Source organism: Pseudomonas paralactis (assembly GCF_001439735.1).
Taxonomy (GTDB): Bacteria; Pseudomonadota; Gammaproteobacteria; order Pseudomonadales; family Pseudomonadaceae; genus Aquipseudomonas; species Aquipseudomonas paralactis.
Map to the genome: position 1 here is coordinate 260,710 of NZ_JYLN01000004.1, position 26,604 is coordinate 287,313.

Below are 26,604 nucleotides of genomic sequence, written 5' to 3' on the forward strand. Positions count from 1 at the left end.
AGACGTTTGCCTGCTCGGTAAACTCCGGCAATCTATGCATCTTTTTCCCCTGCAAGGATTCCTCGTGCCGACTCCGCCTGCCAAGTCTTCGCTGGCTGCCCACATGGACGAAAGTCCGGCGCCCTTGTATGCCCGCGTCAAACAGATGATCAGCCAGCAGATCCTCAACGGCAACTGGCCGCCCCATTACCGCGTTCCGTCGGAAAGCGAACTGGTCAGCCAGTTGGGTTTCAGCCGCATGACCATCAACCGTGCCCTGCGCGAACTCACCGCCGAAGGCTTGCTGGTGCGTATGCAAGGCGTCGGGACCTTCGTGGCCGAGCCGAAGAGCCAGTCGGCACTGTTTGAAGTGCATAACATTGCCGATGAAATCGCTTCCCGTGGGCATCGGCATACGTGCCAGGTCATCACCCTGGGCGAAGAGGCCGCGGGCTCCGAACGCGCCGTCGCCCTGGAAATGCGCGAAGGCGGGCGCGTGTTTCACTCGCTGATCGTGCATTACGAAAACGACATTCCCGTGCAAATCGAAGACCGTTTCGTCAACGCCCTGGTCGCACCCGAGTACTTGCATCAGGACTTCACCCAGCAAACCCCTTATGCCTATTTGAACCAGGTCGCGCCGCTCACCGAGGGTGAGCATGTGGTCGAAGCGATCCTGGCCGATGCAGACGAGTGCAAGCTGTTGCAGATCGAGCCGAGCGAGCCCTGCCTGTTGATTCGCCGTCGCACCTGGTCGGGTCGCCAGCCGGTCACCGCTGCGCGATTGATCCACCCCGGTTCCCGTCACAGCCTGGAAGGACGGTTCAGCAAATGAGTACAGCGAAGGTCTGGCGCGCCGCCGACTACGTGCGCATGCCGTGGAAAAACGGGGGCGGCAGCACCGAAGAAATCAGCCGCGACGCCGGCACCGGCCTGGATGGATTTGGCTGGCGTTTGTCGATTGCCGATATCGCCGAGTCGGGTGGGTTTTCTACCTTTGCCGGTTACCAGCGCGTGATCACCGTGATCAAAGGCGCCGGTATGGTGCTGACCGTAGATGGTGAGGAGCAACGCGGCTTGTTACCGTTGCAGCCGTTCGCGTTCAACGGCGAAAGCCAGGTGTCATGCCGTTTGATCACTGGGCCGATTCGCGACTTCAACCTGATCTACTCGCCACAGCGTTACCATGCACGCTTGCAGTGGGTGGATGGCGTGCAGCAGTTTTTCAGCACAGCCCAGACGGTGTTGGTCTTCAGCGTGGCGGATGAAGTGAAGGTGTTGGGCGAGACGCTCGGCCATCACGATTGCCTGCAAGTGGACGGTAACACTGGCTTGCTGGATATCTCGGTCAGCGGCCGCAGCTGCGTAATCGAACTGACCGCACTCGGTTAAAAACTGTGGGAGCTGGCTTGCCTGCGATAGCGGTGTATCAGCCTAGGATGTGCTGACTGACACACTGCTATCGCAGGCAAGCCAGCTCCCACATTTGTTTTTGCATGGTTCACAGAATCTGTTTCCAACCCGCGCACCCATTTGTTACCGAACGCCCCAGCGTGATGCAAAGCTTCGCTGCCGTGACAAATTCCCCTAGCTGCATAAAACCTCCGTAAGAAATTTCATCAAGCGTTGAAGCCTTGATTTACAAGGCTCGCACGCCCCGTGCAAAAAAATCCCAACCCCTCCCGGCTAAAGTTGGCCGCTCGATTGCATATGCTTGTACATACAAGTAAAGATGTGTGCGTAAGACTTCGCACCATCAGTGTCCGCGCATCGTTCGCCGAGGAGTCCTAGCTGTGACCAAGCCTACAAAATACCGTGACGTCGAAATCCGCGCCGCCCGCGGTAACAAGCTCACCGCCAAAAGCTGGCTGACCGAAGCGCCGTTGCGCATGTTAATGAACAACCTCGACCCGCAAGTGGCCGAGAACCCCAAGGAACTGGTGGTTTACGGCGGTATCGGCCGTGCGGCGCGCAACTGGGAATGCTACGACCAGATCGTCGAGAGCCTCACCAATCTGAACGACGACGAAACCCTGCTGGTACAATCCGGCAAGCCGGTCGGCGTGTTCAAGACCCACAGCAACGCCCCGCGCGTGTTGATCGCCAACTCCAACCTGGTGCCGCACTGGGCCAGTTGGGAACACTTCAACGAGCTGGATGCCAAAGGCCTGGCCATGTACGGCCAGATGACCGCCGGCAGCTGGATCTATATCGGCAGCCAGGGCATCGTTCAGGGCACCTACGAAACCTTCGTCGAAGCCGGGCGCCAGCATTACAACAGTGACCTCACCGGCCGTTGGGTCCTCACCGCGGGCCTCGGCGGCATGGGCGGCGCACAGCCATTGGCCGCGACCCTGGCCGGCGCCTGCTCGCTGAACATCGAGTGCCAGCAGGTCAGCATCGACTTCCGTTTGAACAGCCGCTATGTCGACGAGCAAGCCACCGACCTCGACGACGCCCTGGCGCGCATTGCCAAATACACCAAGGAAGGCAAAGCCATCTCCATCGCCCTGCTGGGCAACGCCGCCGAGATTTTGCCGGAGCTGGTCAAGCGTGGCGTGCGCCCGGACATGGTCACCGACCAGACCAGCGCCCACGACCCGCTCAATGGCTACCTGCCTGCCGGCTGGACCTGGGACGAATATCGCGCTCGCGCCAAAACCGAGCCGGCTGCCGTGATCAAGGCCGCCAAGCAGTCGATGGCCGTGCACGTTAAAGCCATGCTCGAATTCCAGAAGCAAGGCATCCCGACCTTCGACTACGGCAACAACATCCGCCAGATGGCCCAGGAAGAGGGCGTGGAAAACGCGTTCGACTTCCCGGGCTTCGTACCGGCCTACATCCGCCCACTGTTCTGCCGTGGTATCGGCCCGTTCCGCTGGGCGGCGCTGTCCGGCGACCCGCAAGACATCTACAAGACCGACGCCAAAGTCAAAGAACTGATCCCGGATGACGCCCACCTGCACAACTGGCTGGACATGGCCCGCGAGCGCATCAGCTTCCAGGGCCTGCCGGCACGTATCTGCTGGGTCGGCCTGGGCCAACGCGCCAAGTTGGGCCTGGCGTTCAACGAAATGGTGCGCAGCGGCGAGCTGTCCGCGCCGGTCGTGATTGGCCGTGACCACCTGGACTCGGGCTCTGTCGCCAGCCCCAACCGTGAAACCGAAGCCATGCAGGATGGCTCCGATGCCGTGTCCGACTGGCCGTTGCTCAATGCCTTGCTCAATACCGCGAGCGGTGCGACCTGGGTCTCGTTGCACCACGGCGGCGGTGTGGGCATGGGCTTCTCCCAGCACTCAGGGATGGTAATCGTCTGCGACGGTACTGACGAAGCGGCCGAGCGGATTGCGCGGGTGCTGCACAACGACCCGGCGACCGGGGTGATGCGTCATGCCGATGCGGGTTATCAGATTGCTATCGACTGCGCCAAGGAACAGGGCCTGAACCTGCCGATGATCAAGTAACGGCTGGCGCAGTACCTGTGGGAGCTGGCTTGCCTGCGATGCAGACGACGCGGTCTGACAGTAAGACCGAGGCGATGCTATCGCAGGCAAGCCAGCTCCCACAGAAGAGCAAGATGCATACAAAACAATCCATCAGAGGTTGAACAACATGGCTGCAAACGACACCACCCCGTTGATCGAGAAACGTTCGATCGACTACATCCCGGAAGCGGAAAGACACGGTCGTCTATTCAGCCAGTTCACCCTGTGGATGGGTGCCAACCTGCAGATCACTGCGATTGTCACCGGGGCGTTGGCCGTGGTGCTGGGTGGTGATGTGTTCTGGTCGTTGATCGGCCTGCTCATCGGTCAACTGATCGGCGGCGGCGTCATGGCGTTGCATGCCGCGCAAGGGCCCAAGCTTGGCTTGCCGCAGATGATCTCCAGCCGGGTGCAGTTCGGCGTGTATGGCGCGGCTATCCCGATCGTGCTGGTGTGCTTGATGTACGTGGGTTTCACCGCGACCGGCACCGTGCTGTCGGGTCAGGCGCTGGGTCAATTGTTCGGAGTCAGCGACAGCGTAGGTATTCTGATTTTCGCCAGTGTCATCGTGCTGGTCACCGTACTGGGTTACCGGGTGATCCACTTCATCGGCCGTGTCGCCAGCATCATCGGTGTGATTGCCTTTGTATATCTGTTCAGTCGCCTGGTGAGCCAGACCGACGTTGGCGCGCTCCTGCAAATCCGCCACTTCAGCTGGAGCAGCTTTCTGTTGGCCGTGTCGCTTGCGGCCTCCTGGCAGATCGCTTTCGGCCCCTACGTGGCGGACTATTCGCGTTACCTGCCGAGCAACACGTCGTCAGTGAAAACCTTTCTCGCCGCCGGCGCGGGTTCGGTCATCGGCGCGCAGGTGGCAATGGTGCTCGGCGTGTTCGCCGCGGCCATGTCCAACGGCCAGTTTGCCGGGCATGAAGTGGCCTACATCGTGGGCTTGAGCGGCACGGGAGCTACCGCTGCGTTGCTGTATTTCAGCATCGCATTCGGCAAGGTCACCATCTCCACGCTCAACTCCTACGGCAGCTTCATGTGCATTGCGACCATCATCAGCGGTTTCCGTGGACGCCTGGAGGTCACGCGTCTGCAACGCCTGGTGTTCGTGCTGGCCATCGTCGGTACGGCAACCCTGATCGCCTTGCTCGGCCAGCACTCGTTCCTCGGTGCATTCAAGTCGTTCATCCTGTTCCTGCTGGCGTTTTTCACGCCCTGGAGCGCGATCAATCTGGTGGATTACTACTGCATAACCCGCGAACGCTATGACGTGCCGGCACTGGCCGACCCCAACGGTCGTTATGGTCGCTGGAACTTGCTGGGTATCAGCGTGTATGTCTTCGGCGTGCTGGTGCAGTTGCCGTTCATCTCGACCAAGTTCTACACCGGTCCTTTGGTGGCCGCGCTGGGTGACGTGGATATTTCCTGGATCATCGGCCTGGTGCTGCCCGCGGCCCTCTATTACGTGTGTGCGAAAAAATGGCACGGCACGGTACCCGATCACCTGATCCTGCCGAAAGAGCAGGGCGCTTTACCCACAACAGACGGGCTGGCTGCACAAGCCTGATGGGACGTGGACAAGGCAGGACGCCTTTTGACTGCCGTAATCCATTTCATGATTGGGAGCGTCACAACAATGAAAATGCATAAGACCCTGCTGACTACGTTGCTCTCTGCGGGCTTGCTGGCGAGTGCCGGCGCCCAGGCGGCCGGCTGGTGCGAATCCGGCAAGCCGGTGAAATTCGCCGGGCTGAATTGGGAAAGCGGCATGTTGCTCACCGACATCCTGCAAACCGTGCTGGAAAAAGGCTACGACTGCAAAACCGACAGCCTGCCGGGCAACTCCATCACCATGGAAAACGCCTTGAGCAGCAACGATATTCAGGTGTTCGCCGAAGAGTGGGTGGGCCGCAGCGAAGTCTGGAACAAGGCCGAAAAGGCCGGCAAGGTTGTCGGTGTTGGCGCCCCGGTGGTTGGTGCGGTGGAGGGCTGGTACGTGCCGCGCTATGTGATCGAAGGTGATGCCAAACGCAAGCTGGAAGCCAAGGCACCGGACCTGAAAAACATCGCTGACCTGGCCAGGTACGCCTCGGTATTCAAGGATCAGGAAGAACCGTCCAAGGGCCGTTTCTACAACTGCCCGGCCGGCTGGACCTGCGAGCTGGACAACAGCGAAATGCTCAAGAACTACGGCCTGGAAAGCACCTATACCAACTTCCGCCCGGGCACCGGCCCGGCGTTGGATGCGGCGGTGCTGTCGAGCTACAAGCGTGGCGAGCCGATCCTGTTTTACTACTGGTCGCCGACGCCGCTGATGGGCCAGGTCGACCTGGTCAAGCTGGAAGAAAAGCCCGGCGTGGATAAAAGCGTGAGCATCAAGGTCGGCCTCTCCAAGACTTTCCACGAGCAAGCCCCGGAACTGGTGGCCGTGCTGGAAAAGGTCAACCTGCCCATCGACCTGCTGAACCAGAACCTGGGCCGCATGGCCAAGGAACGTATCGAGTCGCCGAAACTGGCGAAAATTTTCCTCAAGGAACATCCTGAAGTCTGGCACGCCTGGGTGAGCGACGACGCAGCCAAGAAAATCGACGCGGCCTTGTAGGTCAAGTGTGCGCGGCTACCCTCAAGGGTGGCCGGGCGGCTGGCCACAACCCACTGGATCGAGAGCACGATATGTTTCCTGAGAGTTTTACCTTTTCCATCGCCGACTGGGTCAACGGTTGGGTGGATTCACTGGTCACCAACTACGGCGATGTGTTCCGGCACATCTCCGACACCCTGCTATGGGCCATCGTTAACCTGGAAGGCCTGCTGCGCATGGCGCCCTGGTGGCTGATGCTGGCCATTGTCGGGGGCATCGCCTGGCACGCCACGCGCAAGCTGGTGACCACGGCGGTGATCGTCGGTCTGCTGTTCCTGGTGGGCGCCGTTGGCCTGTGGGACAAGCTGATGCAAACCCTGGCACTGATGATGGTGGCCACGGTGATTTCGGTGTTGATCGGCATCCCCCTGGGCATCCTGTCGGCGCGCAGTAATCGCCTGCGTTCGGTGTTGATGCCGCTGCTGGACATCATGCAAACCATGCCCAGCTTCGTGTACCTGATCCCGGTGCTGATGTTGTTCGGCCTGGGCAAGGTGCCGGCGATTTTCGCCACGGTGATCTACGCCGCGCCGCCACTGATTCGCCTGACCGACCTGGGCATTCGCCAGGTCGATGGCGAAGTCATGGAAGCCATCAACGCCTTCGGCGCCAACCGCTGGCAGCAACTGTTCGGCGTGCAATTGCCGCTGGCGTTGCCGAGCATCATGGCCGGGATCAACCAGACCACCATGATGGCGCTGTCGATGGTGGTGATCGCCTCAATGATCGGGGCCCGTGGCTTGGGTGAAGACGTGCTTGTCGGCATCCAGACCCTCAACGTTGGCCGCGGCCTTGAAGCCGGGCTGGCGATCGTGATTCTTGCAGTGGTCATCGACCGCATTACCCAGGCTTATGGCCGCCCACGGCATGAGGCGAGCAAATGACGACTGTCAGCAAAATCGAAGTCAAAAACGTCTTCAAGATCTTCGGCAACCGTTCCAGCGAAGCGCTGGCGCTGGTTGGCCAGGGCAAGACCAAGGACCAGATACTGGCCGAGACCGGTTGCGTGGTCGGCGTGAACGATCTGTCCCTGAGCATCGCCACCGGTGAGATTTTCGTGATCATGGGCCTGTCGGGCTCCGGCAAGTCCACCCTGGTGCGCCATTTCAACCGCCTGATCGATCCCACCAGTGGCGCGATCCTGGTGGACGGCGAAGACATCCTGCAACTGGACATGGAAGCCCTGCGCCAATTCCGTCGCCACAAGATCAGCATGGTGTTCCAGAGCTTCGGCCTGCTGCCCCACAAGAGCGTGCTCGACAACGTCGCCTACGGCCTCAAAGTACGCGGTGAAACCAGGCAAGTGTGTGCCGAGCGCGCCCTGCACTGGATCGAAACCGTGGGCCTCAAGGGCTATGAAAACAAGTACCCGCATCAGCTGTCCGGCGGTATGCGCCAGCGTGTCGGCCTGGCCCGCGCCTTGGCTGCAGACACCGACATCATCCTGATGGACGAAGCCTTCAGCGCCCTCGACCCGCTGATCCGCGCCGAAATGCAGGACCAGTTGCTTGAGCTGCAAAAGACCCTGCACAAAACCATCGTGTTTATCACCCATGACCTCGACGAAGCCGTGCGCATTGGTAACCGCATTGCGATCCTCAAGGACGGCAAGCTGATCCAGGTCGGCACGCCGCGGGAGATCCTGCATTCGCCGGCGGATGAGTATGTGGACCGCTTTGTTCAGCGCCGGGCGGCGGTGGTCTGACGGACGCCATCGCAGGCAAGCCAGCTCCCACATTTGATTGGGTTCACACAGTTCAAATGTGGGAGCCGGGCTTGCCCGCGATGAGGCCGCCAAAGGTTTAGAGAATATGAAGAGGTCAACGATGTCCCAGGCAACCAAAATCATCATCGCCGATGCCCCCATGCGCTGGCAGGACGTGGCCGCCGTCGCCCGCCACGGCGCCGTGCTCGAACTCTCGGGCCACGCCTGGGCGCGCATCGACAATGCCCAGGCCATCGTGCAGCGCATCGTCGCCAGCGGCGAACGCGCCTATGGCGTGAACACCGGCCTGGGCGCGTTGTGCAATGTGTCGCTTGAGGGCGAGCAACTGAGCCAACTGTCGCGCAATACGCTGCTCAGCCATGCCTGCGGCGTGGGCCCGGTGCTCAGTGACGAGCAGACCCGGGCAATAATCTGCGCGGCAATCATCAACTACAGCCACGGTAAATCCGGGCTGCACCCGCAGGTGGTGCACTCGCTGCTGGCGCTGCTCAATCACGGCATCACGCCGCAGGTGCCGTCCCAGGGCTCGGTGGGGTATCTGACCCACATGGCCCATATTGGCGTGGCGTTGCTCGGTATCGGCAATGTGAGCTACCGCGGCCGGATCGTCACGGCGCAATACGCGTTGCAGGCTGAAGGCTTGCAGCCGGTGGTGCTCGGTGCCAAGGACGGCCTTTGCCTGGTCAACGGCACGCCGTGCATGACCGGGCTGAGTTGCCTGGCCCTGGCCGACGCGCACCACCTGTTGCAATGGGCCGACGTGGTCGGTGCCATGAGTTTCGAAGCCCAACGCGGCCAGATCGACGCCTTTGACGCAGAAATCATCGCCCTCAAGCCGCACCCGGGTATGCAGCAAGTGGGCAGTAACCTGCGTGCTCTGCTCGACGGCAGTGAAGTGATCGCCGGCAGCAAAGGCATCCGCACCCAGGACGCCTTGAGCCTTCGCTCGATCCCGCAGATTCACGGCGCGGCCCGCGATCAGGTGGAGCACGCCACGCGCCAGATCGAGACCGAACTCAACAGCGCCACCGACAACCCTTTGGTGCTCGGCACACCGGTCAGCTACCGCGTAGTGTCCCAGGCCAACCCCCACGGCCAGTCCGTGGCGCTGGCGGCCGACATGCTCGCCATCGCCATGGCCGAAATCGGCTCGGTGGCCGAGCGCCGCCTGGACCGCCTGATCAATCCGCACGTCAGCGGCTTGCCGGCCTTTCTGGTCAGCAACCCCGGGGTCAACTCCGGAATGATGATCGTGCAGTACGTCGCCGCGTCCCTGTGCGGGCAAAACCGTCAGCTGGCGCAACCGGCGGTGCTCGACAACTTCGTCACCTCGGGCCTGCAGGAGGACCACTTGAGCATGGGCACCAACGCCGCGCTCAAGCTGCACCAGGTACTGGCCAACCTTACCCAGATTCTTGCCATCGAATACCTGCTGGCGGCTCAGGCGTTCGAGTTCCTCAAGAGCCAGCGCTTCGGCGCCGGCACCGACCATGCCTGGCGCTTGCTGCGCGAAGTGGTCCCCGCTTACGAACAGGACCGCTGGCTGGCGCCGGATATTGCCGCCGCTGCCCGCTTGCTTAAAGACACTGCGTTACCGAATTTGCACTGAACACTTAAGAATAATTCACAAGGAGAACGAATGTGACTGCGCTAAACCTGATTCCAGGCCAACTGAGCCTCGCCCAACTGCGTGCCATCTACCAGCAGCCGGTAACCCTCAGCCTGGATGACAGTGCCTCGGCCCAGATCGAAGCCAGTGTTGCCTGCGTGGAGCAGATCCTCGCCGAGAACCGCACTGCCTATGGCATCAACACCGGTTTTGGCCTGCTGGCCTCGACCCGCATTGCCAGTGAAGACCTGGAAAACCTCCAGCGTTCCCTGGTGCTGTCCCACGCTGCCGGTGTCGGTGAGCCGATCAGCGATGCGCTGGTGCGACTGGTGATGGTGCTCAAGGTCAACAGCCTGAGTCGCGGCTTCTCCGGGATTCGTCGCCAGGTGATCGACGCGCTGATCGCGCTGATCAATGCCCAGGTGTACCCGCACATTCCGCTCAAGGGTTCGGTCGGCGCCTCCGGTGACTTGGCGCCCTTGGCGCATATGTCTCTGGTACTGCTTGGCGAAGGCAAGGCACGCTACAAGGGCGAGTGGCTGGAGGCGACCGAAGCGCTGAAAGTGGCTGGCCTGACGCCGCTGACCCTGGCCGCCAAAGAGGGCCTGGCCCTGCTCAACGGCACCCAGGTGTCCACCGCTTATGCATTGCGCGGCCTGTTCGAAGGTGAAGACCTGTTCGCCGGTGCGCTTGCGTGTGGCGGCCTGACCGTGGAAGCGGTATTGGGTTCGCGCTCGCCTTTCGATGCGCGCATTCATGCCGCTCGTGGCCAGCGCGGGCAGATCGATTCGGCTGCGGCCTATCGCGATCTGTTGGGCGAAAGCAGCCAGGTATCCCAGTCCCACCAGAACTGCGACAAGGTGCAAGACCCGTACTCCCTGCGTTGCCAACCACAGGTCATGGGCGCCTGCCTGACCCAGTTCCGCCAGGCCGCCGAAGTGCTGGTCGTGGAAGCCAACGCCGTGTCGGATAACCCGCTGGTATTTGCCGCCGAAGGCGATGTGATTTCCGGCGGCAACTTCCACGCCGAACCCGTGGCCATGGCCGCCGATAACATGGCGCTGGCGATTGCCGAAATCGGCTCGCTGAGTGAGCGACGTATCTCGTTGATGATGGACAAACACATGTCGCAATTGCCGCCGTTTTTGGTGGGCAATGGCGGGGTGAACTCCGGTTTCATGATTGCCCAGGTGACCGCTGCCGCGCTCGCCAGCGAGAACAAGGCGTTGGCCCATCCCCATAGCGTCGACAGCCTGCCGACTTCGGCCAACCAGGAAGACCACGTGTCCATGGCCCCGGCTGCCGGCAAGCGCCTGTGGGAAATGGCCGAGAACACCCGTGGCATTCTGGCCGTTGAGTGGCTTGCAGCCTGCCAGGGCCTGGACCTGCGCGATGGCCTGAAAACCTCGCCAAAACTGGAAAAAGCCCGCGGCATCCTGCGCGACAAAGTGGCGTTCTATGACAAGGACCGCTTCTTCGCCCCAGACATCAACGCCGCCAGCGAACTGCTCGCCACCCGCTGCCTGAATGAGCTGGTACCGGCCAAGTTGCTGCCGAGCCTTTAAGCTCACCGGTACCCAATGTGGGAGCTGGCTTGCCTGCGATAGCGGTGTGTCTGCGCCAGATGGGCTGGCTGGAAATCCGCCATCGCAGGCAAGCCAGCTCCCACATTGATTTTCGCCAGATTCAGATTTTCTCGGGATAAGAATAATAGGGAAGAGAAATGCACCAGCCAGAAAAAGGTTTGAAACGCGGGCTCAACGCCCGACATATTCGCTTTATGGCACTCGGTTCCGCGATTGGCACCGGGCTGTTCTATGGGTCTGCCTCCGCCATCCAGATGGCTGGCCCTGCCGTACTGCTGGCTTACCTGATCGGCGGCGCCGCCGTGTTCATGGTGATGCGTGCCCTCGGCGAAATGGCCGTGCATAACCCGGTGTCCGGCTCCTTCGGCCACTACGCCAGCACCTACCTGGGGCCTATGGCCGGGTTTATCCTCGGCTGGACCTACGCCTTTGAAATGATCATCGTCTGCCTGGCCGACGTCACCGCGTTCGGCATCTACATGGGCTTCTGGTTTCCCGAGGTAGCCCGTTGGGTCTGGGTGCTGGGCATTGTGTTTTTGATCGGTGGCCTGAACCTGTGCAACGTCAAAGTCTTTGGCGAAATGGAGTTCTGGCTGTCGTTGCTCAAGGTCGGTGCCATCGTGGCGATGATCCTCGGCGGCTTCGGCATCATGCTGTTCGGTATTCACTCTGCCGGTGAAACCCAGGCTAGCGGGCTGAGTAACCTGTGGGCCCACGGCGGCTTTATGCCCAACGGCATTGGCGGGTTGATCGCCTCGTTTGCGGTGGTGATGTTTGCGTTCGGCGGTATCGAAATCATCGGTATCACTGCCGGTGAAGCCAAAGACCCGCAGCGGGTGATCCCCAAGGCGATCAACGCGGTGCCGCTGCGTATCCTGTTGTTCTACGTGCTGACTCTGTTCGTGTTGATGGCGATCTACCCGTGGCCGCAGATCGGCAGCCAGGGCAGCCCGTTTGTGCAGATCTTCAGTAACCTGGGGATAGGCTCGGCGGCGACCATCCTCAATATCGTGGTGATTTCGGCTGCGGTGTCGGCCATCAACAGCGACATCTTCGGTGCCGGTCGCATGATGTACGGCCTGGCCCAGCAAGGCCAGGCGCCCAAGGGCTTCGCGCAATTGTCCAAACAGGGCGTGCCGTGGATGACCGTGGTGGTGATGGGCGCCGCGTTGCTCGGCGGCGTGGTGCTCAACTACCTGATCCCGGAAAACGTATTCCTGCTGATCGCTTCGATTGCCACGTTCGCCACTGTGTGGGTATGGCTGATGATCCTGTTTACCCAGGTCGCCATGCGTCGCTCAATGACCAAAGAGCAGGTCGCCGAACTGAAATTCCCGGTGCCGTTCTGGCCCTATGCGCCGGCAGCGGCCATTGTATTCATGCTGTTCGTGTTTGGTGTGCTCGGTTACTTCCCGGACACCCAGGCCGCCTTGATGGTCGGCGCCGTATGGATTGTGCTGCTGATCGTCGCGTACCTGCTGTGGGTCAAACCCGCCGCCGGGCAAGCGGCCAAGGTCCATTACGAACAGGCTTTGTCTCATCGATAACTTAGGGAGGCGTTGATGAAAACCCTTTGGCAACACTGCCACGTCGCAACCATGGCTGAGGGCAGATACTCGATTATCGAGGATGCCGCCATGGTGACTGCGGGCTCGCTGATCGAGTGGATCGGCCCGCGCAGCCAGGTACCCACGGGCGATTACGCCCAGGTGTATGACCTGCAAGGCGCGTGGGTCACCCCCGGGCTGATCGACTGCCACACCCACACTGTGTTTGGCGGTAACCGCAGCGGCGAATTCGAGCAGCGCCTCGAAGGCGTCAGCTACGCCGACATCGCGGCCAAGGGCGGCGGTATTGCCAGCACCGTGCGTGCCACCCGCGCCGCCACGGAAGATGAACTGTTTGCCAGTGCTGAAAAGCGCCTGCGCAGTCTGCTGCGTGATGGTGTCACTACGGTAGAGATCAAGTCCGGCTACGGCCTGGACTTGGCCAACGAGCGCAAGATGTTGCGCGTGGCCCGGCGCCTGGGCGACGCGCTGCCGGTCAGCGTGCGCGCCACGTGCCTGGCCGCTCATGCGCTGCCGCCGGAGTATAAAGACCGCGCCGATGATTACATTGAGCACATCTGCAATGAGATGCTGCCGGCGCTGGCCGCAGAAGGCCTGGTGGATGCGGTGGATGCTTTCTGTGAATACCTGGCGTTCTCCCCCGAACAGGTCGAGCGCGTGTTCAAGGTTGCCCAACAGCTTGGCTTGCCGGTGAAGCTGCACGCCGAGCAGCTCTCGTCGCTGCACGGTTCCAGCCTGGCGGCGCGTTATCACGCGCTGTCGGCCGACCACCTTGAGTTCATGACCGAAGAAGACGCCATCGCCATGGCCGCTGCCGGCACCGTTGCGGTGTTGCTGCCGGGTGCATTTTACTTTCTGCGTGAAACCCAGTTGCCGCCCATGGAGGCCCTGCGCAAGCACGGCGTGAAGATCGCCATCGCCAGCGATCTCAACCCCGGCACTTCCCCGGCGTTGTCGGTGCGTTTGATGCTGAACATGGCCTGCACCCTGTTTCGCATGACCCCGGAAGAAGCCCTGGCCGGCGCCACGCAACACGCGGCCACCGCGTTGGGCATGGGCGATACCCATGGTTCCCTGGAAGCGGGCAAGGTTGCCGACTTTGTTGCCTGGCAGATTGATCGCCCCGCCGACCTTGCCTACTGGCTGGGCGGCGAGTTGGATAAACGCGTTGTGCGCCACGGCGCCGACGTCACTGCATAAGGAGTGGTGTTGTGGATAAGGTTCTGACATTCAAACAAGGCCGCGTACCGCTGCTGATCAGCATGCCCCACGCCGGCCTGCGGCTCACCCCTGCGGTCGAGTCCGGGTTGATCCCCCAGGCGCAAAGCCTGCCGGACACCGACTGGCATATACCGCTGTTGTATGACTTTGCCCAAGAACTGGGCGCCAGCACCCTGGCGGCAGAGTACTCGCGGTTTGTCATCGACTTGAACCGCCCTTCCGATAACAAGCCGCTGTATGCCGGCGCCACTACTGGCCTGTATCCGCAGACGCTGTTCGATGGCGTGCCGTTGTTCCGTGAAGGGCAAACGCCCTCCGAAGAAGAACGGGCCAGTTACCTGCAAAAAATCTGGGGGCCGTACCACCGCCAACTGCAAGAAGAACTGGCACGCCTCAAGGCCGAGTTCGGCTACGCGCTGCTGTTCGACGCGCACTCGATCCGCTCGGTGATCCCACACTTGTTCGACGGCAAATTACCGGATTTCAACCTCGGCACCTTCAATGGCGCCGCCTGCGATCCAGAATTGGCCAGTCAGTTGGAAGCCATCTGCGCCCAGCATCCCCAGTACACCCATGTGCTGAACGGGCGCTTCAAGGGCGGCCATATCACCCGGCACTACGGTGACCCGGCGCAAGATATCCATGCCGTGCAACTGGAGTTGTGCCAGAGCACCTATATGGAAGAGTTTGAGCCGTTCCGTTATCGCGAGGATTTGGCCGCGCCGACGCGAGTGGTGTTAAGGCAGTTGCTGGACGCTCTTTTGGCATGGGGCGGCCAACGGTACGGGAAGTAAAAGAGCGGCGATCATCGGCTTGTAGATGATCGCCCCCTTGTGTTTCGTGTGTGTTGAATCATTCGCCGCCAGGATTGAACAGTTTAAAGTGGCCCTCTACCTGGAATGGAAGGTCATCGAAGTCGATAGCTTTGAATGTAAAGGTGCCGATGATGCTCTTTTTGCCTGCATCCCATTCATAGGCTATGCGTCCATCGCGTCCTATAAACTCCTCGAGTGTATCCAGTTCATTCTTCTCGTCTGGAATATCGTCCAGATATTTTATATAGCGTGCGCTGTTTTTTTTAAAGTCTGGCAGCCTTAAGGCGCGAACCAGCGTGTGGCTACCCTTCTGGGGGGCTCTCTCAATGTAAAGGTGAATGCCATTGGCCAGCGCGCGACCGGTGTTTTTATCCTGGGTATCGTGAAAGCCCATTAGCGTCCAGCACTTAACGCCGTAGTTATCCACACTCTTTAGAATGTTCACTTTGTTGGCCTTGAAGTGTTCTGTCTTATCTTGGTATTTGACCGTTGCCACGAATTCTTCGGGCGTGTCGTGTTGCAATGATGGCGAGCTCATAATCGGATCTCCCTTTTAGAGGCAGGCGTTGATTCCTTCCTGATGCTGCCGGTTGCTAAATGGAGTGACTTCCTTTGTTGAGAATGTCGAAGTGCCCCATTACATGGGTTGGGGTGCGATCAGGGGCGAGTGCTGAAAAACTGAAATGGCCCTGAATACGATCGGCATCCTCTAGCTCGACAACGGATCCGTCCAGGCTTTGGTACAGCTCTTGGGTGTCCAGGTCTCTATCGGGGTCGGGTATTTTGTCCAGCACCTTGAAGTAGATGGCGCTGTCCTTCACCGCTGTGGGGGGCGGTAAAGCCGCCACCAATCTGCGAGGCTTCAATGATGGCGCTGCTGATATATAGAGGTGGATGCCGAATATCTCCGGGCTGCCGGTTGTTTTGTTGATCACGTCTTGAAATGCGATGATGGACCAGCACTCAGCATTATCTTTATCCGTGATCTTTTTAATAGTTACTGTGTTGGCGACGAATAATTCCTTCTGAGTGCCATCACTTACAATAGCTTTGAACTCTTCCAAGGGAGCTTTTTGGCTTGCTGATGTGTTCATGAGGTTTTTCCTCCACAGGGTTTTAGCGCTTCCAGAAATATTCGCCCCGATGAGGCCGTGCCGCGGTCTCTAGCGTAACGGCCTCGCTTCAGGTGAGCCTTATCCAATGCATCTTTACGCGGCGCGGCACTGCCATTGGGGGTCATGCTGTTTTAAAGAGGCTCGGCGCGACATTGAAGGTGCCCTTTATGGAAAATGAGGTTTTCTCTTCAGTTTCGAGATCGAAATTAAAGTGGCCGACGATGTGCGCGTTATCTTCAGGCCGTTGGTAAACAAGGTTCCCCCTGACGCTGGGAAACCCAAAAACAGCGTCCAGATCGTCGTCATCATCGTCCGGGCTGTCTGTCAACACGTAGTAGCCGGCTGTGTTTTCTGCAATATCCGGGAATGTCAGTGCGGCTCCCAGGGTCACGTTGCCGCTGACTTGGTCCTGCCTGATGTGGATCAGAATGGTCTGGCTCTTGGGGGTGTTGGTCTTGGGATCCTTGCTATCCATCACTGCTTTTATTGTCCAACAGTTCACTGTGTTGACACTGACGGACGAGAGAATAACGATTCTATTGGCTGTGAATATTTCTTGGGCATCGCTGAAATACAGGGTTGCGACAAACGATGCGTTTTCACCTGCTTGCGTGGTCGAAATGCTCATCATGGTCTCCGGAGAGAGGTTACGAGTGTGGTTTTTACTGCTGACGTTCCATGAATTAAGCGCGCTGCGGCTCGCTTTGCCTACTGTCAGATCTAACAGGGTTATCTGTTTTTCCGTCGCGCTGCTCGCCCGGCCCCGCTTCGCCCACACCCCCATTCACGGCGGCGGCCTGAGCACCAGGGTCGATCCGGGGGCCTGCGTAAGGTTGGCGTTGTACTTATGCAGCTCTAAGTGCTCAAGGACATGCTCATTGCACAATTCGGGTTTATGATGCCAAACGGCAAAATAATAGACGTCCCCCCAGGGATGAACCCGACACCCTACGGAGCGCGCAATGCAGACTTGGTACCCGCAGATCAAACCCTACGCCCGGCATGATCTGGCAGTCGATGACACCCACACGCTGTATGTCGATGAAAGTGGCTCTCCCGAGGGCTTGCCCGTCGTGTTCATCCACGGGGGGCCAGGTGCCGGTTGCGACGCCCAGAGCCGCTGCTATTTCGATCCGAACCTTTACCATATCGTCACCTTCGACCAGCGTGGCTGCGGGCGCTCCACGCCCCGCGCCAACCTTGAGAACAACACCACCTGGGACCTGGTCGCCGACCTTGAGCGCATCCGCGAGCACCTGGGTATCGACAAATGGGTGTTGTTCGGCGGTTCCTGGGGCTCGACTCTGGCCCTGGCCTACGCGCAAACCCATCCCGAGCGTGTGCTTGGCCTGATCGTGCGCGGCATCTTCCTGGCTCGCCCGCAGGATATTCACTGGTTCTACCAGGAGGGCGCGAGCCGCCTGTTCCCGGACTACTGGCAGGACTACCTGGCGCCCATCCCGGTGGAAGAACGCCACGACATGATTGCCGCCTACCACAAGCGCCTCACCGGCAACGACCAGATCGCCCAGATGCATGCGGCCAAAGCCTGGTCGGGTTGGGAAGGGCGCATGTTGGGCCTGTGCCCAAGCCCCCAGCATGTGGAGCGCTTTTCCGAGCCGCAACGCGCACTGTCCATCGCGCGTATCGAGTGCCATTACTTCACGAATAACTCCTTCCTGGAGCCGAACCAGCTGATTCGCGACATGCACAAGATTGCCCATCTGCCGGGCATCATCATCCATGGCCGCTACGATATGATCTGCCCGCTGGATAACGCCTGGGAGCTGCATCAGGCCTGGCCCAACAGTGAGTTGCAGGTGATTCGCGAGGCCGGCCATGCCGCGTCCGAGCCAGGCATCACCGATGCGCTGGTGCGCGCTACCGGCGAGATGGCACGGCGCCTGCTTGATCTGCCGCCTGAAGAAGCATGAAGGGCTTGTTGCAGCGGGTGCGTGGCGCCCGCGTCGAAGTAGCCGGTGAGATTGTGGGGGCGATCGACCAGGGGTTGCTGGTGCTGGTCGCCGTCGAGCCTTCAGATACGCCCGAAAGCGCCGACAAACTGCTGCACAAGCTGCTTAACTATCGGGTGTTCAGTGACGAGGAGGGCAAGATGAACCTGTCCCTCAAGGACATCGGTGGCGGTTTGCTGCTGGTGTCGCAGTTCACCCTGGCGGCGGATACCAAAAGCGGGCTACGGCCCAGCTTCTCTACAGCGGCGCCTCCGGCCCTGGGAGCGGCGCTTTTTGATCACGTGTTGTTACAAGCGCAACAATTGCATGGCACGGTGGCGTCAGGGCGTTTTGGCGCCGATATGCAGGTGCATTTGGTCAATGATGGCCCTGTGACCTTCCTCTTACAGACATGAATGTATGAAAAACGACTTTAATGCCTAAAAACGCAGGTTTTCGCTACAAATACTTCGCTGACCCTGATGCGTTGTCTCGCGGGCTACTAGATAATCGCGCGCTACGGGGATCAGCGTTGTTTGGTCCATTTTTGATTTAGGTAGAGACTTGTCCGATGGCCTTTGGGGAATCATTTTGCCCTTGGGGAGTCGGAACATTGCTCGCCAACCTGGCATATAGATAGCTGGCCGTTGGTTTTTTGATCTGTTTTCGGCGAGGGTTGCTCGTGATTGTTAGTCCCTGTAATGCACCAAAATTGTCTGCCAAACGGTTACGAAACGCACTGGTAACGGGCTCTGCCCTGTTTTGCCTGTTCGGCGCCGGTCAACTGTGGGCATTCAGTCTGGATGATGTGTCGGCCAAGGCAAAAGAGCTGGCCGGGCAGAAATACGAAGCTCCGCGCAGCAATCTGCCGAACGAATTCCGCGAAATGAAGTTCGCGGACTACCAAAAGATTCGTTTCCGCAACGAAAAAGCCGAGTGGGCCGATCAGAACACCCCGTTCAAGCTGTCCTTCTATCACCAGGGTATGCATTTCGACACCCCGGTGAAAATCAACGAAGTCACCGCCGACAGCGTGCATGAAATCAAGTACGACCCGACTCGCTTCGATTTCGGCGACGTGAAATTTGATCCCAAAGCCACCGAGCAGCTCGGCTATGCCGGTTTCCGTGTGCTTTACCCGATCAACAAGGCCGACAAGCAAGACGAAATCATGACCATGCTCGGCGCGAGCTATTTCCGCGTCGTCGGCAAGGACCAGGTGTATGGCCTGTCTGCCCGCGGCATGGCGATCGACACCGCGCTGCCGTCCGGTGAAGAATTCCCACGGTTTACCGAGTTCTGGATCGAGCGTCCAAAGCCGGGTGACAAGCACCTGGTGATCTTCGCCCTGCTGGATTCGCCACGCGCCACTGGCGCTTATCGTCTGATCCTGCGCCCCGGCACTGACACCGTAGTGGACGTCAAATCCCAGATGTTCCTGCGTGACAAGGTCAGCAAGCTGGGCGTTGCGCCGTTGACTTCGATGTTCCTGTTCGGCGCCAACCAGCCGTCCAAGGTCCTCAACTACCGTCGCGAGCTCCACGATTCCAGCGGCCTGTCGATTCACGCCGGCAATGGCGAGTGGATCTGGCGCCCGCTGAACAACCCTAAACACCTGTCGGTCAGCAACTTCAGCGTCGAGAACCCGCGTGGGTTCGGCCTGCTGCAACGTGGTCGCAACTTCAGCCACTACGAAGACCTGGACGACAACTACGACAAGCGCCCAAGCGCGTGGATCGAACCGGAAGGTGATTGGGGCAAGGGCTCCGTCGACCTGGTCGAGATCCCGACCGCCGACGAGACCAACGACAACATCGTGGCCTTCTGGAGCCCGGAAAAACTGCCGGAAGTCGGCCAGCCTCTGGACGTGGCCTACCGCCTGCACTGGACCCTGGATGATGCCGCATTCCATTCGCCGGATAGCGCCTGGGTCAAGCAGACCCTGCGTTCTACCGGTGACGTGAAGCAATCCAACCTGATCCGTCAGCCCGACGGCACCGTGGCTTACCTGGTGGACTTCGAGGGCCCGGCCCTGAAGAAACTGCTGCCGGACGCACCGGTACGCAGCCAGGTGAGTGTGGGCGACAACGCCGAGCTGGTTGAAAACAGCGTGCGTTACAACGAACACACCAAAGGCTGGCGCCTGACCCTGCGTATGAAGATCAAGGACGCAGGCAAGCCGACCGAAATGCGTGCAGCACTGGTGCAAGATGTCGTGCAGCCCACGCCTGAGCCGGTTTCGACTCACGTGTTGAAGGCCGACAAAGTCGTGGCCAAGCAGCACGAGAAACAAGCCAGGAAAGACGCAAAAGACAAGCAAGACCCGCAGCCAGAAGCTGCCCCAGCCACACCGGAGCCGGCCAAGACCGAACAAGTCCTGACCGAAACCTGGAGCTATCAGTTGCCTGCCGATGAGTAATTCAAACGTCCGGCCAGAGACTCTGAGCGAGTATCTGGCGCACCTCCCGTTGACCGCTGAGCAGCGCGCCGAGTTGGCGGGCTGCAACTCGTTCAGCGAATTGCACGAACGCTTGTCGTCGTCGACTTTCGACGCACCGACCGACGCCGCCCAGGCCTCGGTCGGCCGTCGCTTGACCCTCAACAGCGCCGAAGAGCTGCAAGACGCCGAGATGCTGGCGCTCGACGCCGGCGGTCGCGTGTGTCTCAAAGCCACCCCGCCGATCCGCCGGACCAAAGTGGTGCCAGAGCCCTGGCGCACCAACATCCTGGTGCGCGGCTGGCGCCGGATGACCGGTCGCACCAACCCGCCCAAGCCACCCAAGGATGAGCGCGTATTGCCGGCTGCCCGCTGGCGTACCGTGGGTTCGATCCGTCGCTATATTCTGTTGGTGTTGATGCTGGGTCAGACCATCGTCGCCGGCTGGTACATGAAAGGCATCATGCCGTACCAGGGTTGGTCGCTGGTCGACTTCGATGAAATCCGCAACCAGACCCTGCTGCAAACCGCCACCCAGGTAATGCCCTACGCGCTGCAAACCAGCATCCTGATCATGTTCGGGATTCTGTTCTGCTGGGTGTCGGCCGGTTTCTGGACCGCGCTCATGGGCTTCCTGGAGCTGCTGACCGGGCACGATAAATACCGCATCTCCGGTAAAAGTGCCGGTAACGAGCCGATTCCCAAGGATGCGCGCACCGCGCTGGTGATGCCGATCTGCAACGAAGACGTGCCGCGGGTATTCGCAGGTCTGCGCGCAACGTTCGAATCGGTAGCCGCCACCGGTGACCTGGATCGCTTCGATTTCTTCGTGCTCAGCGACAGTAACGACGCCGACATCTGCATCGCCGAACAGCAAGCCTGGCTCGACGTGTGCCGCGAAGCTGGCGGCTTCGGCAAGATCTTCTATCGCCGCCGCCGCCGTCGCGTAAAGCGCAAGAGCGGCAACCTCGACGACTTTTGCCGTCGCTGGGGGGGTGACTACAAGTACATGGTCGTGCTGGACGCTGACTCGGTAATGAGCGGCGAATGCCTGACCAGTCTGGTACGCCTGATGGAAGCCACGCCGGATGCGGGGATTATCCAGACCGCGCCGCGCGCGTCGGGCATGGACACTCTGTATGCGCGTATGCAGCAGTTCGCTACCCGCGTATACGGCCCACTGTTTACCGCCGGCCTGCACTTCTGGCAGTTGGGTGAATCCCACTACTGGGGCCACAACGCCATTATCCGCATGAAGCCGTTTATCGAGCATTGCGCCCTGGCGCCGTTGCCGGGTAAAGGTGCATTCGCCGGTGCGATTCTTTCCCATGACTTCGTTGAAGCCGCGCTGATGCGCCGTGCCGGCTGGGGCGTGTGGATTGCCTACGACTTGCCGGGCAGCTACGAAGAACTGCCGCCGAACCTGCTGGACGAACTCAAGCGTGACCGTCGCTGGTGCCACGGTAACCTGATGAACTTCCGCCTGTTCCTGGTCAAAGGCATGCACCCGGTGCACCGCGCGGTGTTCCTGACCGGTGTGATGTCCTACCTGTCGGCGCCGTTGTGGTTCTTCTTCCTGGTGTTGTCCACCGCGTTGCTGGCGGTGAACACGCTGATGGAGCCGCAGTACTTCATGGCGCCGCGCCAGTTGTACCCGCTGTGGCCACAATGGCATCCGGACAAGGCGGTGGCGTTGTTCTCCACCACCATCGTGCTGTTGTTCCTGCCCAAGCTGCTCAGCATCATTCTGATCTGGGCCAAGGGTGCCAAGGAGTTCGGCGGCAAGTTCAAGGTGACCTTGTCGATGCTGCTGGAGATGTTGTTCTCCATGCTGCTGGCGCCGGTGCGGATGATTTTCCACACCCGTTTCGTCCTCGCCGCCTTCCTCGGTTGGGCTGCCACCTGGAACTCGCCGCAGCGTGACGACGACTCCACGCCCTGGAGCGAAGCGGTCAAGCGTCACGGCCCGCAAACGATCCTCGGCTTCCTGTGGGCGCTGTTGGTGGTGTGGTTGAACCCAAGCTTCCTGTGGTGGCTGGTGCCGATTGTCGGCTCGCTGATGCTGTCGATTCCGGTGTCGGTGATTTCCAGCCGGGTCAAGCTGGGCCTCAAGTCCCGTGACGAGAGCCTGTTCCTGATCCCCGAGGAATACAATCCGCCGCAAGCGCTGCTGTCGACCGAGAAGTACACCCACGAAAACCGTTGGCACGCCCTCAATGACGGGTTCGTGCGTTCGGTGGTCGACCCGCAGCAGAACGCCCTGGCCTGTGCCTTGGCGACCTCGCGTCACCGCGAGGCCGAGCCGATTGAATACCTGCGCATGGAGCGCGTTCGCCACGCGTTGAAAGTCGGCCCTGCCGGCCTCAACAACAGCGAGCGCCTGGCCCTGCTCAGTGACCCGGTAGCCCTGGCTCGTCTGCATGAGCAGGTCTGGAGCGAAGGTCATGCCGAGTGGCTTGGTGCCTGGCGTGCTTCGATCAAGGCTGATCCGCACGCACCATTGCTGCCTCTGCAACCGCAGTCGCCGCAGGCCCAACCGGCCTGATTCAGACGCCCCCGAGGGCTCGCCTCGGGGGCGCTGCAGACGCTGGTCCTACAGCGTTTACAGCCGCTTCCATTTATCCCTAACCCCTTGTTATTTCGAAACAAAAGACCTTTGATCGAGGCGTATTGTCGTGCCTGTCGCTGGGTTAGCATCGCCCCCCAAAATTTCACTCGCCACGGGGGCATTCATGATCAAAAGGTATTGTTCGGTATTGCTGGTTAGCGTTTTGCTATGGGCCTATGCGGGTCTGCTGAGTGCGGGCGCCCTGGACGATGCTGTGCGTCGCGGCGTATTGAAAGTGGGGACCACGCCCGATTACGTGCCCTTCGAGATGCTCGATAAGCAGGGGCGCATCGTCGGTTTTGAAATTGACTTGCTCCGCGCCATGAGCCGTGCGCTGGGCGTGGAACTTGAGCTGATTGCGGTGCCGTATACGGATTTGGTGTCGGGGTTGATGGCAAGAAAATTTGACCTGATTGGCAGCGGCATGACCGTCACCCAGGAGCGCAACCTGAAGCTCAACTTCAGCGACTCTTTCATCGTGGTGGGGCAGACAGTGCTGATGCACCCCCGCCTGGCCGGCATCATTTCCAGCGTCGAAGAGCTGGACGACGCCAGTTACCGGGTGGTGACTACCCGGGGCACGACCGGAGAGGCAGCAGCCAAGCGTTTCCTGGGGGCTGCGCAACTGAGCACGGTGACGACCCCCGAAGACGGTGTGCAGCAGGTCGTGGAAGGCAAGGCCGATGCGTTTATCCATGATGCACCCTACAACCTGATCGCGATGAGCCGGCCGCAGAACAGCGCTTTGTTGAGCCTGGAACAACCCTTCACCTTTGAGCCCCTGGCGTTTGGTTTGAAAAAAGGTGATTACGACAGCCTCAACTGGATCAATCACTTTCTCAACCAGATCGCTCAGGATGGCTCCTACGATCGCCTGCATGACAAGTGGTTCAGGGATACGGCCTGGATCGCAGAAATTGAGTGATCGTCATAACTACTTACACATCAATCAATTACCAAGGGGCCACGTAGACGCGTCTACCCCTGCGCTTGACTGCACCGGCTTAGGGCTTTTACGACATACGCCGGTAACATTTACCGGTGAAACCTTTGTGACGGCCAACGAGTGGGTTAGGATCGCATCCCGAAATGGCGCAGCCCTTTTGTGCGCCGACCTTATAAGAATCGTTCAGGGGTCTTGATGATGAAAAAGTATCTTTCGATGCTGATGCTCGGCGTCACCGCGATGGTCGCTGCCACTGCGGCCCAGGCCGGAGCCATCGACGATGCGGTCAAGCGCGGCACGTTGAAAGTCGGCATGGACCCGACCTATATGCCGTTCGAAATGACTGACAAACGCGGCGAAATCATCGGTTTCGAAGTCGACATCCTCAAGGCCATGGCCAAGTCCATGGGGGTCAAGCTGGAACTGGTGTCCACTGGTTATGACGGCATCATCCCGGCCTTCCTGACCGGCAAGTTCGACATGATCGGCAGCGGCATGACCCTGACCCAGGAGCGCAACCTGCGCCTGAACTTCAGCGAACCCTTCATCGTGGTCGGCCAGACCCTGCTGATCCGCAAGGAGCTGGAAGGCACCATCAAGTCCTACAAAGACCTGAACGATGAGAAATACCGCCTGACCTCCAAGCTCGGCACCACCGGTGAAATGGTCGCCAAGAAGCTGATTTCCAAGGCCAAGTACCACGGCTACGACAACGAGCAGGAAGGCGTGCTGGATGTGGTCAACGGCAAGGCTGACGCCTTTGTGTATGACGCGCCTTACAACGTGGTGGCCGAGAAGAAAGTCGGCAACGGCAAGCTGGTGTTCCTGGAAGAACCCTTCACCTTTGAACCTCTGGCGTTCGGTTTGAAGAAAGGCGATTACGACAGCATTAACTTCATCAACAACTTCCTGCACCAGATCCGTAACGACGGCACTTACGATCGCATCCATGACAAGTGGTTCAAGAGCTCCGAGTGGCTCAAGGACATGGAATAAGGCCTGACACCGAGTTGCCTGCATCGCAGGCAAGCCAGCTCCCACATTTGACTGTATTTACACATCAAATGTGGGAGGGGGCTTGCCCCCGATGGCGGCCTATCAGGCAACACATATCCGGAAAGTGAAATGAAACAGAAAAAAGCCCAATGGCCCTGGCACCTGCTGACCGTGGTCGTGCTGGTCGGCCTGGCGGGCGCCTTGTACTACGCCACCTCGTTGATGTCCTACGAGTGGCGCTGGAACCGCGTGCCGCAATACTTCGCCTATCAAGCCGAGACCTCCCAGCGCGCCGCGGATATTTCCACCGTGGTCGAGCTGGTGCGCAAAGGCGATATGGCCGAAGTCACCCTGCGCAACGACGCGGGGGTCGAGCAAAAACTCACGGTTGCCGACAACAGCCTGCAAGTGGCGCGCGGTGACGATGTGGCTGAAGGCGACGTGGTCGGCGTGACCCGACAGTGGGCGCTGGGGCCGTTGATGTGGGGCTTGTGGACCACGCTGTGGCTGTCGGTGGTGTCCGGCATCCTGGGCTTGGCGATAGGTTTGGCGACTGGTTTGTGCCGGCTCTCCAAAAACCCGACCCTGCGGGATCTGTCGACGATCTACGTCGAACTGGTGCGCGGTACGCCGCTGCTGGTGCAGATTTTCATTTTCTATTTCTTTATCGGCACGGTGCTCAACCTGTCCCGGGAATTTGCCGGGATCGCTGCGCTGTCGTTGTTCACCGGTGCCTACGTGGCCGAAATCGTGCGCGCGGGCGTGCAGTCCATCACCCGTGGCCAGGATGAAGCGGCGCGTTCCCTGGGCTTGAGCGCCGGCCAGTCGATGCGCCATGTGGTGCTGCCGCAAGCCTTCAAGCGCGTACTGCCACCCCTGGCCGGGCAATTTATCAGCCTGGTCAAAGACACGTCCCTGGTGTCGGTGATCGCGATTACCGAGTTGCTCAAGAGTGGACGTGAAGTGATCACCACCTCGTTTTCGCCATTCGAGATCCTGTTCTGTGTGGCAGGCCTGTACCTGCTGATCAACCTGCCGCTGTCGAAAATGGCCAGCCGGCTTGAGCGGAGGCTCGCCCAAAGTGATTGAAGTGCGCGATCTGGTAAAAGTCTTCGACACCCGTGGGCATGTGGTGCGTGCGGTAGACCACGTCACCACCCAGGTGGCCAAGGGTGAAGTGCTGGTGGTGATCGGCCCGTCCGGCTCCGGCAAGTCCACCTTCCTGCGCTGCCTCAATGGGTTGGAGGCGTTCGACTCGGGTTCGGTGAGCATCGATGGTTTGCAACTGGCCGATCCGAAGACCGACGTGAACGCCTACCGTCGTGAAGTCGGCATGGTGTTCCAGCATTTCAACCTGTTCCCCCATATGACCGTGCTGGAAAACCTGTGCCTGGCGCAAAAGGTCGTGCGCAAGCGCGGCAAGCAAGAGCGCGAGGCCAAGGCCCTGGCCTTGTTGGAAAAGGTCGGTATCGCGCAGAAGGCCCATGAGTTTCCATCGCGCCTGTCTGGCGGCCAGCAGCAGCGGGTCGCGATTGCCCGGGCGCTGGCCATGGAGCCCAAGGTGATGCTGTTTGACGAGCCCACCTCGGCCCTCGACCCGGAAATGGTCGGCGAAGTTCTCGACGTCATGAAAACCCTGGCCCTGGAAGGCATGACCATGGTCTGCGTGACCCACGAGATGGGCTTTGCCCGCGAAGTGGCGGACCGGGTGCTGTTCTTCGACCACGGCAAACTGTTGGAGGACGCAGCGCCCGCCGAATTCTTCGCTGCGCCGAAAGACCCACGGGCCCAGGCGTTCCTGCGCCAGGTCCTATGACTGTAGGAGCGAGCTTGCTCGCGAAAAGCGTCAACGATAACGCCGCGCACCCTGAATGAACGCGGCGGCTCTGGGTTTTTCGCGAGCAAGCTCGCTCC

Annotated in this window: 23 protein-coding genes; 20 read left to right on the plus strand and 3 right to left on the minus strand. The window is 60.0% G+C overall.

The annotated features are described in order from the left end of the window. Positions 1 to 103: 103 nt before the first annotated feature. The 12 genes from hutC to hutG all read left to right on the plus strand — a co-directional run bounded on the left by hutC (position 104) and on the right by hutG (position 14,615). Entirely contained in the window at positions 104 to 814 is a 711-nt protein-coding gene (hutC, locus tag TX23_RS12735; RefSeq protein WP_232910453.1) for a histidine utilization repressor, read from the plus strand. Continuing rightward, positions 811 to 1,371 carry a HutD/Ves family protein gene (locus TX23_RS12740; RefSeq protein WP_057702461.1) on the plus strand — a complete coding sequence of 187 codons (561 nt, stop codon included), beginning with the start codon at positions 811 to 813 and terminating at the stop codon, positions 1,369 to 1,371. Before hutC ends, TX23_RS12740 begins: the two co-directional genes overlap by 4 nt. A gap of 401 nt (positions 1,372 to 1,772) precedes the next feature. Continuing rightward, positions 1,773 to 3,443, plus strand: a complete 1,671-nt coding sequence (gene hutU, locus TX23_RS12745; protein WP_014716533.1) for a urocanate hydratase — start codon at positions 1,773 to 1,775, stop codon at positions 3,441 to 3,443. 148 nt (positions 3,444 to 3,591) lie between these two features. Further along, positions 3,592 to 5,037, plus strand: a complete 1,446-nt coding sequence (locus tag TX23_RS12750; RefSeq protein ID WP_057702462.1) for a purine-cytosine permease family protein — start codon at positions 3,592 to 3,594, stop codon at positions 5,035 to 5,037. Between the two features lie 69 nt (positions 5,038 to 5,106). Continuing rightward, entirely contained in the window at positions 5,107 to 6,072 is a 966-nt protein-coding gene (locus TX23_RS12755; protein ID WP_057702463.1) for an ABC transporter substrate-binding protein, read from the plus strand. Between the two features lie 71 nt (positions 6,073 to 6,143). Further along, complete coding sequence (locus TX23_RS12760) at positions 6,144 to 6,995, plus strand: ABC transporter permease (RefSeq protein ID WP_032878340.1); 852 nt, start codon at positions 6,144 to 6,146, stop codon at positions 6,993 to 6,995. Continuing rightward, on the plus strand, positions 6,992 to 7,816 hold the full coding sequence (locus TX23_RS12765; protein WP_057702464.1) for a quaternary amine ABC transporter ATP-binding protein: 825 nt from the start codon (positions 6,992 to 6,994) through the stop codon (positions 7,814 to 7,816). Before TX23_RS12760 ends, TX23_RS12765 begins: the two co-directional genes overlap by 4 nt. Positions 7,817 to 7,937: 121 nt before the next feature. Then, entirely contained in the window at positions 7,938 to 9,446 is a 1,509-nt protein-coding gene (locus tag TX23_RS12770) for an HAL/PAL/TAL family ammonia-lyase (RefSeq protein ID WP_057702465.1), read from the plus strand. Between the two features lie 32 nt (positions 9,447 to 9,478). Continuing rightward, complete coding sequence (gene hutH / locus TX23_RS12775) at positions 9,479 to 11,011, plus strand: histidine ammonia-lyase (protein WP_057702466.1); 1,533 nt, start codon at positions 9,479 to 9,481, stop codon at positions 11,009 to 11,011. Between the two features lie 158 nt (positions 11,012 to 11,169). After that, positions 11,170 to 12,579: an amino acid permease gene (locus TX23_RS12780; protein WP_005783962.1), complete on the plus strand. Its 1,410-nt coding sequence runs from the start codon at positions 11,170 to 11,172 to the stop codon at positions 12,577 to 12,579. A gap of 15 nt (positions 12,580 to 12,594) precedes the next feature. Further along, positions 12,595 to 13,800, plus strand: coding sequence for an imidazolonepropionase (gene hutI / locus TX23_RS12785; RefSeq protein ID WP_057702467.1), 1,206 nt, complete (start codon positions 12,595 to 12,597; stop codon positions 13,798 to 13,800). An 11-nt stretch (positions 13,801 to 13,811) separates the two neighbouring features. Then, positions 13,812 to 14,615, plus strand: coding sequence for an N-formylglutamate deformylase (gene hutG / locus TX23_RS12790; protein ID WP_057702468.1), 804 nt, complete (start codon positions 13,812 to 13,814; stop codon positions 14,613 to 14,615). A gap of 58 nt (positions 14,616 to 14,673) precedes the next feature. Here hutG and TX23_RS12795 read toward each other — a convergent pair whose 3' ends face one another. The 3 genes from TX23_RS12795 to TX23_RS12805 form a co-directional block, all read right to left on the minus strand. Further along, positions 14,674 to 15,174, minus strand: a complete 501-nt coding sequence (locus tag TX23_RS12795; protein ID WP_057702469.1) for a hypothetical protein — start codon at positions 15,172 to 15,174, stop codon at positions 14,674 to 14,676. Between the two features lie 55 nt (positions 15,175 to 15,229). Next, on the minus strand, positions 15,230 to 15,730 hold the full coding sequence (locus tag TX23_RS12800; protein WP_057702470.1) for a hypothetical protein: 501 nt from the start codon (positions 15,728 to 15,730) through the stop codon (positions 15,230 to 15,232). 142 nt (positions 15,731 to 15,872) lie between these two features. After that, the gene (locus TX23_RS12805; protein WP_157243916.1) at positions 15,873 to 16,379 is read right to left on the minus strand and encodes a hypothetical protein; all 507 of its coding nucleotides are present in this window, start codon (positions 16,377 to 16,379) and stop codon (positions 15,873 to 15,875) included. Positions 16,380 to 16,713: 334 nt separating this feature from the next. Between TX23_RS12805 and pip the strand changes: the two genes are divergently transcribed. The 8 genes from pip (at position 16,714) to TX23_RS12845 (ending at position 26,506) form a co-directional block, all read left to right on the plus strand. Next, positions 16,714 to 17,685, plus strand: coding sequence for a prolyl aminopeptidase (gene pip, locus TX23_RS12810; protein ID WP_005783969.1), 972 nt, complete (start codon positions 16,714 to 16,716; stop codon positions 17,683 to 17,685). After that, positions 17,682 to 18,119 carry a D-aminoacyl-tRNA deacylase gene (dtd, locus tag TX23_RS12815; protein ID WP_057702472.1) on the plus strand — a complete coding sequence of 146 codons (438 nt, stop codon included), beginning with the start codon at positions 17,682 to 17,684 and terminating at the stop codon, positions 18,117 to 18,119. The genes pip and dtd overlap by 4 nt, the downstream gene beginning before the upstream one ends. 266 nt (positions 18,120 to 18,385) lie before the next feature. Then, positions 18,386 to 20,122 (plus strand): glucan biosynthesis protein G, encoded by a 1,737-nt coding sequence (locus tag TX23_RS12820; RefSeq protein ID WP_057702706.1) that lies wholly within the window; start codon positions 18,386 to 18,388, stop codon positions 20,120 to 20,122. Continuing rightward, a complete protein-coding gene (gene mdoH / locus TX23_RS12825) occupies positions 20,115 to 22,685 on the plus strand; it encodes a glucans biosynthesis glucosyltransferase MdoH (RefSeq protein WP_057702473.1) in 2,571 nt (856 codons plus the stop codon). The genes TX23_RS12820 and mdoH overlap by 8 nt, the downstream gene beginning before the upstream one ends. A gap of 187 nt (positions 22,686 to 22,872) precedes the next feature. Then, the gene (locus TX23_RS12830; RefSeq protein ID WP_057702474.1) at positions 22,873 to 23,673 is read left to right on the plus strand and encodes a transporter substrate-binding domain-containing protein; all 801 of its coding nucleotides are present in this window, start codon (positions 22,873 to 22,875) and stop codon (positions 23,671 to 23,673) included. Between the two features lie 219 nt (positions 23,674 to 23,892). Further along, positions 23,893 to 24,690 (plus strand): transporter substrate-binding domain-containing protein, encoded by a 798-nt coding sequence (locus tag TX23_RS12835; protein WP_057702475.1) that lies wholly within the window; start codon positions 23,893 to 23,895, stop codon positions 24,688 to 24,690. A 129-nt stretch (positions 24,691 to 24,819) separates the two neighbouring features. After that, positions 24,820 to 25,779 (plus strand): amino acid ABC transporter permease, encoded by a 960-nt coding sequence (locus TX23_RS12840; RefSeq protein ID WP_057702476.1) that lies wholly within the window; start codon positions 24,820 to 24,822, stop codon positions 25,777 to 25,779. Beyond that, positions 25,772 to 26,506, plus strand: a complete 735-nt coding sequence (locus TX23_RS12845; protein WP_005783982.1) for an amino acid ABC transporter ATP-binding protein — start codon at positions 25,772 to 25,774, stop codon at positions 26,504 to 26,506. The genes TX23_RS12840 and TX23_RS12845 overlap by 8 nt, the downstream gene beginning before the upstream one ends. Positions 26,507 to 26,604: the final 98 nt, after the last annotated feature.